At 39.7% G+C, this 16,650-nt stretch carries 10 protein-coding genes and 1 pseudogene; 3 read left to right on the top strand and 8 right to left on the bottom strand.

Translation table 11 applies throughout. The features are described 5' to 3' along the window. Nucleotides 1-5: 5 nt before the first annotated feature. Genes porW through uvrC form a run of 3 tightly spaced genes read left to right on the top strand, consistent with a single transcriptional unit; the run spans nucleotide 6 to nucleotide 6,897 of the window. Nucleotides 6-2,813 carry a type IX secretion system periplasmic lipoprotein PorW/SprE gene (gene porW, locus FBD94_RS14645; protein WP_136880715.1) on the top strand — a complete coding sequence of 936 codons (2,808 nt, stop codon included), beginning with the start codon at nucleotides 6-8 and terminating at the stop codon, nucleotides 2,811-2,813. A 1-nt stretch (nucleotide 2,814) separates the two neighbouring features. Continuing rightward, a complete protein-coding gene (locus FBD94_RS14650; protein ID WP_136880716.1) occupies nucleotides 2,815-5,034 on the top strand; it encodes a penicillin-binding protein 1A in 2,220 nt (739 codons plus the stop codon). A gap of 24 nt (nucleotides 5,035-5,058) precedes the next feature. Then, nucleotides 5,059-6,897, top strand: coding sequence for an excinuclease ABC subunit UvrC (gene uvrC, locus FBD94_RS14655; protein ID WP_136880717.1), 1,839 nt, complete (start codon nucleotides 5,059-5,061; stop codon nucleotides 6,895-6,897). A gap of 84 nt (nucleotides 6,898-6,981) precedes the next feature. Here the strand turns inward: uvrC and FBD94_RS14660 are convergent, their stop codons facing one another. The 8 genes and pseudogenes from FBD94_RS14660 to FBD94_RS14695 all read right to left on the bottom strand — a co-directional run bounded on the left by FBD94_RS14660 (nucleotide 6,982) and on the right by FBD94_RS14695 (nucleotide 16,649). Further along, nucleotides 6,982-7,545: a hypothetical protein gene (locus FBD94_RS14660; RefSeq protein WP_136880718.1), complete on the bottom strand. Its 564-nt coding sequence runs from the start codon at nucleotides 7,543-7,545 to the stop codon at nucleotides 6,982-6,984. Nucleotides 7,546-7,647: 102 nt separating this feature from the next. Further along, on the bottom strand, nucleotides 7,648-8,088 hold the full coding sequence (locus FBD94_RS14665; RefSeq protein ID WP_136880719.1) for a tetratricopeptide repeat protein: 441 nt from the start codon (nucleotides 8,086-8,088) through the stop codon (nucleotides 7,648-7,650). 172 nt (nucleotides 8,089-8,260) lie between these two features. Further along, a complete protein-coding gene (locus FBD94_RS26120; RefSeq protein ID WP_205945886.1) occupies nucleotides 8,261-8,518 on the bottom strand; it encodes a hypothetical protein in 258 nt (85 codons plus the stop codon). A 194-nt stretch (nucleotides 8,519-8,712) separates the two neighbouring features. Beyond that, entirely contained in the window at nucleotides 8,713-9,219 is a 507-nt protein-coding gene (locus FBD94_RS14675; RefSeq protein WP_136880721.1) for a hypothetical protein, read from the bottom strand. Continuing rightward, nucleotides 9,216-9,995 (bottom strand): annotated as a pseudogene (locus FBD94_RS14680) (RHS repeat domain-containing protein); the annotation flags it as partial. The gene FBD94_RS14675 and the pseudogene FBD94_RS14680, both read right to left, overlap by 4 nt. A 31-nt stretch (nucleotides 9,996-10,026) precedes the next feature. Then, complete coding sequence (locus tag FBD94_RS14685; protein ID WP_136880723.1) at nucleotides 10,027-10,803, bottom strand: toxin-antitoxin system YwqK family antitoxin; 777 nt, start codon at nucleotides 10,801-10,803, stop codon at nucleotides 10,027-10,029. 6 nt (nucleotides 10,804-10,809) lie between these two features. Next, nucleotides 10,810-16,239 carry a DUF6443 domain-containing protein gene (locus FBD94_RS14690; RefSeq protein ID WP_136880724.1) on the bottom strand — a complete coding sequence of 1,810 codons (5,430 nt, stop codon included), beginning with the start codon at nucleotides 16,237-16,239 and terminating at the stop codon, nucleotides 10,810-10,812. A 29-nt stretch (nucleotides 16,240-16,268) separates the two neighbouring features. Further along, the gene (locus FBD94_RS14695; protein ID WP_136880725.1) at nucleotides 16,269-16,649 is read right to left on the bottom strand and encodes a hypothetical protein; all 381 of its coding nucleotides are present in this window, start codon (nucleotides 16,647-16,649) and stop codon (nucleotides 16,269-16,271) included. Nucleotide 16,650 lies beyond the last annotated feature (1 nt).

Raw genomic sequence — 16,650 nt, forward strand, 5'->3', positions numbered from 1 at the left:
TATAATTGAAAAACTACGCTATTCACAATATAAAGGTAGTACTATTTAGTATATGCGTTTGTATAATCTACGCCTGCGGTTCACAAAAAGACAATGCAACAACCCGCAGTATGCAGAATTTGACTGCCCGTTATAATTATATATATAACTCCAATGTAATCCTTACTGCACATCAGCAAGAACTTGCCGAAAGCTTCCCGGAAAATTATGATCAGATTTTACCCGTTTACCTCGGACCAGAGATTGATGATAACTTTATGGTAAAGGAAGGTACAGGTGGTAAATCAATAGATGAAGTCATTAAAAAGGCCCAGGTCATCATCCTTGAAAAAAACTATAGCAACTACCTCGACGATGCCTATAACCTAATGGGAAAGGCTCAATTTTATAAAGGAAACTATTTTAATGCCACAGAGTATTTCGACTATACCACCAAAAACTTTAAAAAAAGTACCAATAGCTATATCGAAGCTTTAAACTGGAAAGCCAGAAGTTTAATGCAGGTAAAAAGACTTAGCGAAGCCAAACAAGAACTAGACACCTTGGCTTATGCCATTGCCGCTTCAAAGAAAAACAAAGCAGAACCTTTGGCAACCCTTGCCCAAATGGCTATTTATCAGCATAAGTACCCTGAGGCCATTTCATTTTTAAAAGAGGCCATCAAAGAGGGTAGCAATAGTCAAAACAAAATCAGGTGGACCTATATTCTGGCGCAATTGTCAGAACAACAGAAAAACTATAAAGAGGCTTTATTAAATTACAGAAGAGTCGAAAGAAGCAATGCTCCGTTCGAAATGTATTTTAATGCCAACCTAAACCAGATTAAGCTCAATGCCTTATTGAGCACTAAAAAAACCAATCGCCAGGATGAACTGCTTGCACTTCTAAAGGACGATAAAAACACAGACTATAATGACCAGGTGTATTATCAGATAGCCGAAAGTCTATCCGCAGATGGAGATTATGACAACGCGATAAAACAATACAAAAAGTCTATCCAAAAGAGTGCTAAGAACCAATATCAAAAAGGTCTTTCTTATTTAAAAATAGCCGACCTCAATTTTAAACAGTTGCATAATTATCTAAATGCCAAACTGTATTATGATAGCGCTGTAAATACACTACCCAAAAGCTACCCGGGCTACGACATTATTGTTAAAAAGACTCAAAATCTGGAATATCTAACCAGTCGTTACCAGATTATTTCAAAAGAAGACACGCTACAGGCGATCGCCAGATTACCAGAACAAGATCGCTTAGTTAAAATACAATCCCTATTCATCCCTGTGGCAAACAAACCACTAGTTATTGCTCAAAATAACGCGGTCCCATCACCATTTGGAGCTTACGAAGCTGGCAGTAAGAAAGCACCAGGTTCCAGCACCTTCTATTTTAATAATCCAGCTGCTTTAAGCACTGGTTATTCAGATTTTAAAAAGAAATGGGGAAACAGAAAATTAGAGAACAACTGGCGTCAAAGCATCCGTTCATCTGCACAAACTACCATTCAGGAGATCACAAATGTCATTAATAACCCTGCTGTTACAGATCCAGGTCAAAATGCATTGGCGCTTGCAGGTAAGGAAGCAGAAATCAAAGCCTATGCTGATGCTTTACCTGGTACTCCGGAGCTATTGGCTAAATCAGATCAAAAAATCATTGATGCCTATTACGATATTGCAAACTTCTATTTGCAGGAACTCAACGATCCCGAAGAAGCAGACGAAGTTTATCAAATTCTTTTAGCCCGTTTTCCAGCAAACAACCATTTATCGGCCACCTATTATAGCCTATTCCTCATCAATAAAAATAAAGATGAAGCCAAAGCCGAGCATTACAAGAAAAAAATATTAAAAGAGTTCCCCAACTCTGTATATGCAAAAACGATCCTTGATCCTTCTTTCTCTATCAAACAGACAGAAATGGAAACAGCGATCAATAAGCAGTATAACGACATCTTCGACCAATACCAAAAGAAAGAATTTAATAACGTTATTCAACGTGTTGATGAAGCTCAGCAAGCAAACGCAGCGAACTATCTGTCGCCACAGTATGCCTATTTGAAAGCCATTTCGATCGGACGAACCAATTCTATAGATCCGTTATTAACCGCATTGAATGGGATCACTACAGCATTCCCTGATGACAGGCTGATTACTCCGCTCGTAAAAGACCACATTGCTTATATCAATGCGCATCTGGCCGAATTCAAGAACAGAAGAATTGCATTACCTGATTTTGACCCCGGAGAATCTCCTTTCAAAACAGCACAAGTATACACACCAACGCCAACACCGGTACAGAAACCTGTCGCAACGGTAGTACCGATACCCGCGCCGACTGTAGCACCAAAACCTGTACCTGTTCAACCAGCCTTACCGGTAACCAAAACTGACACAATTGCAACCGTTAAACCAGCAGAAGAGGTCGCTGCTCCTGTAAAAGTAGAGAGCATCTTCAGTACCGCTACCTCTACAGTATACTATTATGTGATTGACGTAGCGGATGCGGCTTTAACGCTCAGCTCATCCCGATTTGGCATCGGACAATTCAATAGAGGGAACTATGCCGGATCCAACTTAAAACATCAACTGAAAGAATTTGACAATGATCAGCTGGTATATGTAGGGAACTTTAGTAATTTTGACGACGCGAAAGCTTACGCATCGGGAATTGCGCCTCAATTGAAACAGATCATGAAAGTCCCTGCTAACATCTACAGTAGCTTCATCATCAGTAAAGAAAACTTTGATAAATTAACCAGTAAAGATTTGTTAAACAAATACCTGGTATTTTATAAAAACAACTATTAGAATGAACAAACAACTTTCGAAAGAAGATATCAGGAAGTACAATTTTGGGTTATGGAAGCTATTAATAGGTGGGATCGTAGTATTTGCACTGTTCATTATGGCTATTGGATTTGGTGTATTTGGTACCCTTCCCTCTTTCAGAGACATAGAACATCCTAAAAGTAACCAAGCATCAGAAATTCTAGATGATGAGAACAAGGTATTGGGTACTTATTTTATACAAAACCGTTCCAATATCAACTATCAGGAAATTTCTCCGAATGTTATCAATGCCTTAATTGCTACAGAAGACATCCGGTTTAAAGAGCATTCTGGTATCGATTTCAAACGTACATTCACCATATTCCTATATGCCTTGGTTGGAAAAAAACAAGGTGGTAGTACCATTACGCAACAGCTTGCTTTGAACCTTTTCTCTGAAGAAGGCAGACAAAAAAACTTTGCCAAACGTCTCCTTCAAAAATTCCAGGAATGGGTGATTGCGGTGAAGTTAGAACGCAACTATACCAAAGAGGAAATTCTGGTGATGTACCTGAACACTGTTGATTTTGGTAATCAGGCGTACGGCATCAAATCGGCCGCCAGAGTTTATTTCGATACCACTCCAGATAAATTAACCGTTGCACAATCAGCTACCCTAATCGGTATTCTGAAAGGTATTAGCCGATACTCACCTACCCGCAACCCTGACCGTTCATTGGCGCGTAGAAATACGATTATGGGATTAATGGTAAAGAACGACTTATTGACTGAGCAACAATACGAGACTGAAAAAGAAAAACCACTTGGTCTTCACTTTAGTGCAGCAACCGTAAATGATGGCATTGCTCCTTATTTCAGAGCAGTCCTAAAAACCGACATCAAAAGAATCTTCCAGGAGCGTGACATCACCAATAATGGCGTGCCTTACGATTTGGATAGAGATGGGTTAAAGATCTACACCACCCTAAACTACGACATGCAGACCTATGCCGAGGAGGCACAGAGAGAATACATGAAGACACTGCAAGTTTCATTTGACAAGAGTTGGAAAGGCAGAAATCCTTTTAAAGGCAAAGAGCTGCAGATAGAACAAGGGATGAAAAGATCAGACCGTTACAAGATGCTTCAGTTGGAAGGTAAATCTGAAGAAGAGATCAAAAAAGACTTCAACACCCCTACCAGGCTAAACATCTTTACCTGGAGAGGAGACATTGATACGTTAATGAAACCGATCGACTCAGTAAAATACTATAAAATGCTACTTAGAAATGCCATGATGGCTATGGATCCTCAAACAGGATTTGTTAAAGCATGGGTTGGTGGCATCAATTATGAGCACTTTAAATACGATCAGGTAAAAATGGGAACAAGGCAAGTAGGCTCTACCGCTAAACCTTTCACCTATACCGTGGCTATAGAAAATGGTTATTCGCCATGTACTACCGTATTAAATGAGCCTGTAACCATCGAAGTTCCTGGAAGTCCGGCATGGACGCCAAAGTCTGGCGGAACAGTTCCGGGTTATATTACCCTACAAAAAGGACTGGCACTATCACAAAACTATATTGCAGCCTATTTAATGAAACAAGTGGGACCAAACGCAGTAGCTACATTGGCTAAAAAAATGGGTATTACCTCCGATGTGCCGGCTTACCCTTCTATCGCACTAGGTTCATTTGATGCTTCTGTGTACGATATGGTTGGTGCCTACAGTGTTTTTGCCAATAAAGGTGTATGGACTAAGCCTAGTTATATTGTAAGGATTGAAGATAGAAACGGTGTTGTCCTTTATAATGAAAAGCCCATTCCAAAACCGGTAATTAGTGAAGAACTTGCCTATGTGATGACCCGAATGCTTAGAGGTGTGATCACCCATGGTACCGGTTGGCGCTTGGCTGCTAAATACGGCGTTAAAGGAGCTATCGGCGGCAAAACAGGAACTACCCAAAACAACTCTGACGGTTGGTTTATGGGGATCAGTCCGCAATTAGTTGCTGGCGTTTGGACAGGCTGTGAAGACCGTGCGTTCCATTTCACCAGTACTGCTGGTGGTGATGGTGCAACAACCGCATTGCCAATCTTTGCCGGTTTCATGAGGCGCGTGTATGCCAATCCAAAGTTGAAAATTTCACAGGCAGATTTTGCTCCGCCTAAAAATGGAGAAACAATTGTTTACGACTGCGATAAATATCAACAACAGGAACAAAAGCCTGAATCAGAAGAAAAATTAGGTTTTTAATAAACCATAGCATATTATATTTCAATGAGTGCTTTCGATTATAAAAAGGCCCTGTCCGACATTCCAAATAATCCTGGTGTATACCAGTATTGGGACGTTGATGGCACGCTCATTTATATCGGTAAGGCCAAGAATTTAAGAAACAGGGTTGGCTCTTATTTTAATAAGGACAACCAGATGAACGGAAAAACCAAGGTACTGGTTTCTAAAATCCGTAACATCACGTTTACCATTGTCGACACTGAGATTGATGCCTGGCTTTTAGAGAACAGTCTGATTAAAAAGCACCAGCCGAGGTACAACATCATGCTTAAAGATGATAAGACCTATCCATGGATCATCATCAAAAAAGAGCCCTTTCCGCGTTTATACTGGACCAGGAAAATGATTAAGGATGGTTCTACCTACTTTGGCCCATACGCCTCTGTAGGGATGATGCACACCATCCTTGATTTAATTAAAGAAACTTATCCTTTACGTACTTGTAACCTTCCCCTTAATGCTAAAAACATTGATGACGGGAAGTTCAAAGTATGCCTTGAATACCAAATAGGAAACTGCAAAGGTCCTTGCCAGGCTTATCAAACAGCGGCAGACTACGACTCAAATATTGAAGAGATCAAGGATATCCTGAACGGGAAAATTGGTAACGTGATCAAAGACGTCAATCAGGTCATTAAAAAAGCCGTTGCCGATTTAAACTTCGAGCTTGCCCACCAATACCAGCGCAAATTGCTGGTGCTTGAAAAATACCAAAGCAAGTCGACCGTTGTAAACAGTGCCATTACCAATATAGATGTGGTCAGCATTGCTTCAGATGAACGCTATGCATTTGTAAATTACCTGAAAGTGATGAACGGTAGCATCATTCAAACCCAAACGATCGAGATCAAGAAGCGTTTGGATGAAACCGATGAGGAACTATTGACTATCGCCATTACGGAGTTCCGTAACCGATTTAACAGTACTTCAAAAGAGATCATCGTTCCTTTCGACATTACACTGATCGATAAGAACCTGAAATTTACCGTCCCAAAATTGGGCGAAAAGAAAAAGCTACTTGAGCTTTCACAGAAAAATGTACTCTTCTTCAAAAAGGAGAAACTGAACCAATACGAGAAGTTAAACCCAGATTTACGGACAGACAGGATCCTTACGCAAATGCAAAAAGATCTTGGGCTTACTAAATTGCCTCAACATATCGAATGCTTTGATAACTCCAACTTCCAGGGTGCCTATCCGGTTTCTGCAATTGTAGTGTTCAAAGATGCCAAACCTTCCAAAAAAGATTACAGACACTTTAACGTAAAAACCGTTGAGGGGCCTAACGATTTTGCGACAATGGAGGAAGCCGTTTACAGGCGATATAAGCGCATGCTTGAAGAAGAGGATCCGCTACCTCAACTGATCATCATTGATGGTGGTAAAGGCCAGCTTTCGTCTGCTATGACCAGTTTAAAAAAATTAGGCATCGAGAAGAAGGTAACAGTAATTGGAATTGCGAAACGACTGGAAGAATTATTCTTCCCTGGAGATCCTTATCCGCTGTATCTGGATAAGAAGTCTGAGACCTTAAAAATCATTCAGCAGTTACGTGATGAGGCCCACCGCTTCGGTATTACTTTTCACCGGAAAAAGAGAGATCAAGGCACACTCAAAACGGAACTTGAACAAATTCCCGGTATTGGAAAAACTACCGCAGATAAGTTGCTGCAACATTTCAAATCTGTAAAAAAGATCAAAGAGGCAAAGGAAGCGGAATTGGAAAAGGTGCTGAATAAAGCACAATTGAAAGCTTTGCAGGGTTATTTTGGCAGTGATGGAAAAATAAAAATGATTGACCCCACTCCACCAATTACTTAAGAAATACATTGTAAAGTTCTTTTACCTGACTAACTACACAGGCTCACTATCGAGAAATGGATGTTTTTGATTCTCAACCAAATTCTACACGAAACTTATGCTGTCATAAAATATTGTATATAGGTTATTACACAAAGTTACAATCTCCATTTCTTCCTTCTTTAAAGCGAAGCTATCTTTAGCTCCTCCCTTCCAAAAATGGTTATCGTAAATAAAGTCCTTTAAATTCACCATTGCCGGTTGATCGAAAATAGGTTGAAGTCTTGAATGATCAACCTGAATAGCAAAATCCTGGATAAGATTGATGTCAGCCAGTACTTCCAAAGAAGTAGATCTATCATTAAGAAAGCTGAATTTAAATTTAGACAACCAGGTTAGGTTATTTACGCTGTAAGCAGTACTTAAATCCTCATGCTCCACCCATTCCCTGAAGTTCATGTCATCGAGAAAAGGGGCATCAATGTCTTTAAAAGCAAGTTCAATCTGTTTTATTTCCTTAAAAGCCATTACTTTGGTGTTACTGACCAATAATTTATCGGTCTCCTTGTCGGCCATATCAGTCCCCCAAACAGTATACACATTCAACCCTCTAAATTGAAGTTCAATAAGATATTTCCTATACTTTTCTGACACATTAAAATTTTCCATTACTAGCTCATGAAAGTAGTCTTCTTTATCTGTTTGAAAGAATCAATTTGGTCCTAATCTAATATCTATAAATAATTTTATTTTTCTTTTAGGTAAATAAAATTATTTATTATAACGACCACCTTTAGCCATATCTTTAAGCATAATCTTATAATTCTTCTTACCAAGAACCGATCCTAGTCCCGCAGATTTTTTATAAAATTCCAAAGCCTTATCGTTGTTTTTTTCTACACCTCCCCCTCTTTCATAGATAACGGCAAGATTGTTATAAGCCTCAGGATGATCAACTTCAATAGCTTTATGATACCAAAAATTCCTCTTCTTTGGATTGAACAATGGATTTTCTACCCCTAAGAAACTCATGTCTTCAAATTGCTGTGCATAATCATACATAGCATCTTTATGCCCTAAGTAGGCAGCTTTTTTAAGCAATTTAAAATATTGATCATATAAATCTGTTTTGCCTTTCGTTGTTAAATTTGACTCTTCATAGAGTTTAGAATTTATCAGCACAGCTTTCGAATATATTCTTTGTCCTTTCATATTTTTTCAGCATGTGTATCATAATTGAATTCTCCAAGCTCATCCAGCAACTACTTACTCTTGGTTCAAGGACTTAAAAAGTCGGACCAAAAAACTATCATTCCGGGTATCATAAACCAGTGCCAATATTTTATTGCAGACTGAACCTCGCAACAAGGATTAAGAACGCATGCTATAGAATCTCACTAAGTTCTGATTCGCCGAGGGAAAAGATTCCACTAAATGCTCCAATTCTATCATCATTGTCATCTCTGCCCTTAAGGGTTTGCAAGCTATTAGCTATGTACTTATTTCCATTATAAAAAAATTCATTGCCTTTATTCCCTTTCTTTTCCATTGTCACCGGACTGGTTTGTCCATTGCCTCCAGATTTAAAAAATAAGTTGTTCCCATTCTTCTCTCTGTTATCTGTTGCTGAACATAGTCCCAACTTACAACACTCCCATTATCTTCGTATTCACCAGGGTTCCAATTATATTCCGCCAACATTCCATTTGGATCAGTTGCGTTTATTGGATTATTATAGCAATAATTACATGGTATATAATCTGGGATTATAGACGCCATCGGATCCACCATATACCGTCTCCAAATCACCGCGTCCCATAATCGAGCTAGTCCAAACTATTTCAAATTTTGAGAAATTAATAATTGCTGTATAAAATATGAAGATTTCGGGACAGACTTACCTTTTCCAAAAACATCATCAATCTCAAACTGAGCTTGAGTATACCCCAATTCTTTAGCTCTTAATAGATAATACAATGACATATTTCTTGTTGCCTCATCATTACTGTAAAGTTTCAGGCCATCAATAGAAACTTTATCGTTCATTATAGTAAATAAATGATAATATGCCTGTGGACAATTATATTTATTTGTCATGATTAGCGAATAATAATAAAGCTCATATATTTGAGTATTCATTAAATAAGCATTTGAGATATTAGCATATGCCTTAAAGTCTCCTTCATCAATCGCTTTCTTCCAAAGTTTAATAGTTTCTTCTTTATTTAATATCAACTTGGTGTGAGTAGGAATTTCAGGAACAAATTGTCTTTTTTTTTCGTTATTGCACGAAACCAAAAGTATCAGCATTAAACATATTAAAATAAAAGAGGTTGTTTTCATTTTAGTTTAGTTTTATGTAATTCTTTAGTTACACCCGGAGATATATAAGCTTGTTGTTTTTTAGCAACTTTCTCTCCATTCCTTATTGTAATATATCCTCCGTTGTTGTTGTTGTGATTTTGCACCCCTTTAATTTTAGCAGTTCCTTTATCCCACCCATATTGAACAAATCCATCAGCTGCTATAACGGTTACATTTGGATATGCTTCTGATATCTTCTGAGCTATTGACTTATTTCTTGTAATCTTTTTACCATTGTGCTCATAAAATTCGTTTGAACCCGCATTACAAGCATATATTGTAAGTGTTATTTCCTTGCCCTCGGCCATGGCTTTTTTCCATTCAGGGCTATTCTGAGCAAGTACAATGTTAACTTCATTGGCCGACTTTGCTAATTGCGGGACTCCATTTTCATCTACATATTGTATTCCGTCTGCATTGGCATGCCCATCTCCAACACTATACTCCCAATTCTTCGGAACTTGATGAAAAGCAGAACCTGGGTTTGCAGTGGATCCAAATAAATCTATTGGAGGTTCATCGTTATTTGTTCCTCCTGCATTGATACCATGACTAGCTAATGCTTGATCAAATGTAACTTCCTTTCCGTTATCGTAATATTTTCCATCAGCCCAATTATACTCCGCTGCCATTCCAGAAGGATCTATAAACACAATGGGATTATTCATTGTATAATTGTAAGGCGTCCACGAAATAAATTTTTCCGCTAGTGGGTCAGGCGTGTTCCACCTTCCAATTACAGGGTCATAAAACCTTGCCCCGTAATCAAACTAAGATCTTATTAACTCAATATTCCTTCCAATAACCGTATCTGTAAAAGCCATCTTCTACATTTTCGTAAAACAATGCAAGCCCTTCCCTTTTTACTTCTCCTGTTTTTGAATCATATTCCTTTCGATAAGACATAAATGTCGGTTTAACCATTACTCCATCCGCTCTTCTTACCTCTTTACTTTTATTAGATCCTTTAATATCCTCTATCAAATATATTCCTCCTTCCTGATTAAAAAAATACCAGCTTCCAACAGGTTCATCATCTTTGTAAAAGCCCAAGATATGCAGCTTACGATTCCTTTTAAAGTAATTCTTGAATACTCCATTCTTTTTCCCACCTTTATAGTAGTACTCAGTTAATCCATGGTCTTCCAAGATCAAACCATTTTTCTGGCGGCCATTCCGATCGGAAGATTCTGTATTATCCAACACTTCTCGATCCTCTAGAAAACATATAACATTATTGTTAGCTTCTCGCATTTTAAGAGGAATATTGTGATCAAATATTTGCATATAAAGATCTACGCTATCTAAAGTTGACTTTGTCAATTTTTTTGACAGAATTTCATCTCTTTTGTCTATAAAAAATATCCTATAGAATCGGTTTTTTTCTACCAATTCAGCGTGACAGATCGTACCTGCATAAATAGGCCGATTTTGAAAATCCTTTGCGTTCATACATTTACAATACTCTTCAGCAGCCTTTTTTGCATCCATCTGCTCTGTGCAGGAAAACTCTAGAATTGCTGAAATAAAAACAAGAATAATTAACGATTTTACATTCCACATAGTTTATTATCTTAAAGCATCAGGTTCTCGAGATTTTTCAGGGATTGGCTTAGGCGGCTTCCCCTCAATTAAGAACAGTCTATTAAAATTGAAACTACCCAAATTAGGGATAAGTGACATTCCTATCATTGAATCAGAAGACCTATTGGCGTCATAAAACGCCCTCATTCTACCAATGTCCATAGCTCCATTTTGAGTTGTACTGTAACTAAATTGTTCAAACGCAGCTTTCTCAAATTGAGCTCCTAATTCCACCTTACTTTCTACTTTTTCAGATTTAGCTAGCCCGTTCGTTTTAAAAAAACCATAATGTGTTGCTTCATGCATAACTGTTAAACTTGTTACAAACATCTGAAACCCTAACTCATTTCCATTTTGAGAAACAGAGGCTTTCTTGAAAGCAAGTTCTAAGGCTTCAAGTTTGCCTTGCGAAATAAATAAATCATCAGGATATCGATTAGGATCAAACTGACTATCGTCACCATATGCTGGATCATTCCAATTCCTAGAATTGGCCAATTCTGGACGCGTTGGTGTAATCCATGGTCCAGAACCATAAGTCACCATTTGATCAAACTCCGCATTTCCCATTCCTGTTGTTTTTATAAATGCATTTCTTACGACTTTATTATCTTTAAGCATTGGTAAATAATACTTCAACATTCTAGTTAGCGTAGGATATAATCTAGCAAACTGAGCATTTATCTTAAACAAACCTCCTTCGTCAACAAATGTAACAGGAGAATTACCAGCAAAAGCATACGGAGACTCCGACATATATAATCCACTCATCGGATCTATCACATTCCACCTTCCTATCACCGGGTCATAAAATCTTGCGCCGTAATCATACATCTTCTCCAGGTCCTGTTTCTCCTTGCCATTGTATTGATACTTATTTTCTGTACCAGACAAACTCCGTTGAATATCCAATCCGAACGCGTAATAATCTGTCTCCTGAATCTTCCTTGCTACCCCTCCACTAATATCAAAGTACACTCTTCCATTACCCAAGTGATCTGCCAATGTATATTCATAAGCATAATCAGTAGAACTGTTGCGAACAACTCGCCCAGCTTCCGTACTTATAAATTTTAATACACCACTCTCATATTGAATACCCCCAATATAATCATTATTTAAGCTTGTACCACCATTTACTAATTTTTTCAACTTATTACCAGAAGCATCATAAATATAACTAACCGCATTAGATCCTGCAGAAAATGCCGATGGAAGGTTCAGGTAATTGTAAGCAATCGAACTTAAATTATTGCCCGAATTTGTCGCATTTGTTCTCCCCGTCATGTTACCATTTAGGTCATAACTATAATCTGTAGTCCCAGGAAGCTGGAACAACGAATTGGTATTTCCATTCGCATCCACAACCGAACCCAACCTGTTACCGGTATTATTATAATTATACCCCAGAAGATCCACCACTACACCTGAAGATTGACGTTCCATGCTACTGATATTACCCATTACATCATAACCAATCCGCTCATCGTTAGCATCATTGCTACTGGCCACAGTTAACCTGTTTAGTTTATCATAAGTATAATTATAGTATTTACCAAGTCCCCATTCCTGTCTACTAATATTCCCATTATACTGGGAAACCACTCCATCAATTGGCTCATTATACCATAATTTTTGGGTAAATAAGCTCCCAAGCTGACTACTTAACCAGCCACGTGGATTGTAAGTATAGTTAACCGTCTCTGCAAAGGTCGGTGTTGCCGTATCAAAATTTGTACTGTGCAAACCCTTAGTTAACAGTTGGCCAACACCATTATAAGTATTCCTCGATAACAAAACCAATGGATTACCTATATTTGAATTTTCCCCAGTCCGTTGTTTGCTGTCTATCGTTCTCCCCATATGATCATAGGTATAAGCGTTCGTGATCACCAAGTCGGTTACCGTACTGCTATTGTGTGTTCGTACTGAATTCTCCAGTTCTCCCGTAAATTTATAGGTATTCACAAAACGATCCCTACCCTCCAGATGGTTCTGTGCCACACTTTCCCTTAATTCCCCTCTTTCATTGTAATAATTTACCGTCCAATACATCACCCCACTTTCCAGATTCCGCACCTTAGTCGCAGTCAACAGCCCTTTGGTCATCGTCATAGTCACATCACCAGCAGTGGAATAATAATTAGAGCCAAGATTATTAGGAATATCATAGTTATCATAATAGTTCACCGTATACAATTTGTTCCAGCTTTGCGGCCAGCTTTCCTGAGTATAACCTTCAGTAAGGGTAATGTCCCGAGACTCCCAGTTTGACAAAGCCCCAACTAAATGAGCCGCCAATGCAGCCTGATCACGGGTATCTGATACTTCTCCAGTTTGGATTATACGTCCAAACGCATCATATTTACTGAAAGTCCAAAGATTACCAACAGCCTGCATCGCATCCTGAGTTGCGACAACCTGATCCAGCTGATTGTAAACCATGCTTTCCCAGCCCTTTCCAGGGATTTTCTTTTTAATTAGCCGTTTCCTGCCATCATAATGATAACCATAAATGTAATTCAGAAAGATAGCATCACTTTCAGTAAAACTCGTAACACTTACCGCTGGTGGCAACACATACCTCAGGTTACCCAGATCATCATACACATAATAAGTAGAAACATAAGTTCCAACCCCATCCTGTACTTTCTTTAAAAGGACCTTTCCCTGCAAGTCTTTATATTCAATACTTTCATTACCATTCTCATCTTTACTCCCCATCTTATAAAGGGTTCCAGCATTGTAAGGAGATGTAACACTAGCCCCTCCAGTCCCAGAAACGGTCCAGATATTCACCTCTCCGGCGACATTTGTTTCATAACTCATTCCTATCGTATGCCCGCCACCGATCTGCCAGGATGCCCCCGGAGCCCCTTGCTCCAATACCCTGTTTAACGGAGAAGGCTCAAACCTCGACTCTGAAAAGGGTGTATTAAATCCCACAGTCTGCCCAGCTGGCATTGCTGCATAATAATCAATCACTTTAGTTAAACCATCAGCTTTATACGCCCCGTTATTATCTATACTGGCATATGGCAGGTACTTTTTGCTCTCCCTGCCAAAGGCATCATAAGCTATCGGTACAACAATATCCTTCTTATCCGGGCTACCCTTAACTTGTACAGTTTGCAATGGTCTGCCCAGACCATCAAAATACTGAATCCCAGTCTGCACCTTAGTTGGATCACAACTTGCCGCTGTTACCGCTGCTACTGTCATCAAACCCGCTTCCCTTGGAACATAAGTGGTAATGTAATTCTGATCCTGACTAGCCTCCACACAAGCCAAAGCTGCATTAACCGCAAAACTCAAGGTTGTACTATGACTCCCTGCACTGTTGTAAGCCGTAATGGTATAAGTCGTTAGTGGCGCCACAACTGTAGGGGTACCACTGATTGTTCCATCTGAATCGTTAAACACCAAACCTGCAGGTAAAGCAGGGCTGATCGTATAAGCCTTCATCAATGTCATTTTTCGGATCAGATTAGGCCCACTCTCGATCACATAAATTGCCCCATCACCACCCCTGGCAATTCCAAAAACAGAATTAAATCGCACCACAGCCCCAGTACCATTCACAGAACCAGCTGTAGTCGTGCCCGCAAAGGTACTGACCTCACCTGTTGGACTCACCTTACGAACCATATTGTTCGACTGATCCGCAACATAGATATTCCCATCCCCATCCAGCACCAAATCATTACTGGGATTAAATTTCGCAATATTACCTGGACCATCCACATAACCTCTTGGTAAACTACCCGCAAGCGTACTCACTACTCCAGCCGACGTAATCTTTCTGATCATAGCATTACCCCGGTCGGCCACATATAAATTACCCGCGGCATCAAAAGACAAACCCATAGGTAGGTTAAAACTTGCTATCCCTGCTGCTCCATTTGCTGCCCCAAGACTCCCAGAGCCAGCAAAATCACTCACCACTCCAGAAGGAGTAATCTTTCTTATTTTATGGTTACTGTAATCCGCTACATAAAGGTTCCCTGAACCATCAAAAGCTAAGCCTATTGGTGATTGGAAACTGGCAGCCGTTCCTGTTCCATTAGCAGATCCGGCAGTGCCACTCCCAGCAAAAGTACTCACCACTCCCGACGGGCTAATCTTCCTGATCCTATTGTTATGCTGATCCGAGACAAACAGGTTCCCAGAAGCATCTATTGCAATATAAGAAGGATGTTGAAAGGATGCCGAGGTACCAACACCATCCGCATACCCTGCAGAACCACTACCGGCAAAAGTCGTCACCACTCCCGAGGGAGTAATCTTACGGATACTGCTGTTACCAGCATCGGCCACATACACATTCCCAGCTGCATCTACCGCTGCATTCAGCGGATTATTAAAACTCGCTCCAGTGCCCGTTCCATTTGTTGAACCGGCAAAGCCACTCCCAGCAAGCGTTGTTGTACTTTGACCAGCCGATGAAACCGCACCACCAGTATTGCTGGGACCCACTGGACTAATGGCTGTTCCTACCGTAAAAGAAGCAGGATTGACATAAGCAATAACTGGTGCCAATCCCGAAGAAACTGGTGTCACATTGATGTTCGTGACAATATTACCCACATTTATACTGTATCCTTCCGAAACCACATAATAAGTACCCGCGGGAAGCGTCATCTGAATATAAGACTGTACCCCAGGACAAGGAGAATGCAAAGATTCATCATCATTGGTCGTAATCACTGAGCCTGAACCATCCAGCAAGAGCATATAAGTATCAAATCCACTCCCACAATGTGAGAGCGTCACTTCTGATTCAGCCCCTAGCGTAAACTGGTAGTAAATATCATTGCTGACTTGTCCGATGTTGTTTCCAAGACAATCATCCGCATTGCTGCGAGTATCTGTATAACTACCAGATCCACTAAAGCTACCAGCATAAACAGGGTTGTATATATCCGAGCCAACAGCAGGAGTACCACTGCCACTAATCACAAAGTCTAAAGCAAAATCTCCGGTATAGCTGCTGTATCCCTCCACAACAACATAATAAGTCCCTGCTCCAAGAGTTTGATTAATTGCAGAAGTATTTCCACAACCGCCATCATCATCCGAACTTACTAGATTCCCATTGAAGTCCAATAAATGCAAGTAAGTATCAAAATTACTGTTGCATAGAGAAATGCTAACATCAACAGTACTACCCAATGTAAAGCTATACCATACATCAGGGCTCGACTGCCCGTAATTGTTACTGAAACCAGAACCATTGTTTTGGTAATCCGTAAAGCTGGAATATCCGCAACCATTTACAGGAATTAAAAAAGCATCATACACCGATGTGCCACTCTGGGCCTGGGCATTCTGCCAGTTAAAATTTAACAATATAAAAAACAGGAATAACCAGTACCTGCATGAGGCTTTGGATATCGAGAAGTGCAGAACTTTCATATATGGGGCGTTAAGAGGGCCAATGGTGATTAAAGTTGTTTTATTGCTTTGGCGGGTAACCGCTCTGTACCCGGGATGATCTTCTCCTGCTGTGCAGGACTAAGCAACCCTCGAAGCTTCTGGTTCTTCACTTCCATCAATGCGCTGATCCTGGTCCGTCTTGCCGCTTCATTCAGACTGGTGTCGGCTACAATGATGTTTAGGGCAGCTTTATAAGCATTCTGGACCTGCGATACCTGTGCAGCCTTTACAGAATCTACACCAAGGCTTTTCCGATAGTAATTCCGCTCTTGCTTTTTTCGCTGCGCCGTTATTGAAACATCTTGTTTCGGATACTTTTGTTCTTGTCCATAACTGTTAAACACCATTCCGGTCAATATCAGGAAGGAAAAATAAAATAATAATTTCATG

Origin of the sequence: Pedobacter hiemivivus, assembly GCF_005144565.1 — a bacterium.
GTDB lineage: Bacteria > Bacteroidota > Bacteroidia > Sphingobacteriales > Sphingobacteriaceae > Pedobacter > Pedobacter hiemivivus.

Excerpts from the sequence above, each read along its gene's own strand:
- FBD94_RS14650 (WP_136880716.1), top strand. The coding sequence starts at position 2,815 with ATGAACAAACAACTTTCGAAAGAAGATATCAGGAAGTACAATTTTGGG.
- uvrC (WP_136880717.1), top strand. The coding sequence starts at position 5,059 with ATGAGTGCTTTCGATTATAAAAAGGCCCTGTCCGACATTCCAAATAAT.
- FBD94_RS14660 (WP_136880718.1), bottom strand. The coding sequence starts at position 7,545 with ATGGAAAATTTTAATGTGTCAGAAAAGTATAGGAAATATCTTATTGAA.
- FBD94_RS14665 (WP_136880719.1), bottom strand. The coding sequence starts at position 8,088 with ATGAAAGGACAAAGAATATATTCGAAAGCTGTGCTGATAAATTCTAAA.
- FBD94_RS14675 (WP_136880721.1), bottom strand. The coding sequence starts at position 9,219 with ATGAAAACAACCTCTTTTATTTTAATATGTTTAATGCTGATACTTTTG.
- FBD94_RS14685 (WP_136880723.1), bottom strand. The coding sequence starts at position 10,803 with ATGTGGAATGTAAAATCGTTAATTATTCTTGTTTTTATTTCAGCAATT.
- FBD94_RS14690 (WP_136880724.1), bottom strand. The coding sequence starts at position 16,239 with ATGAAAGTTCTGCACTTCTCGATATCCAAAGCCTCATGCAGGTACTGG.
- FBD94_RS14695 (WP_136880725.1), bottom strand. The coding sequence starts at position 16,649 with ATGAAATTATTATTTTATTTTTCCTTCCTGATATTGACCGGAATGGTG.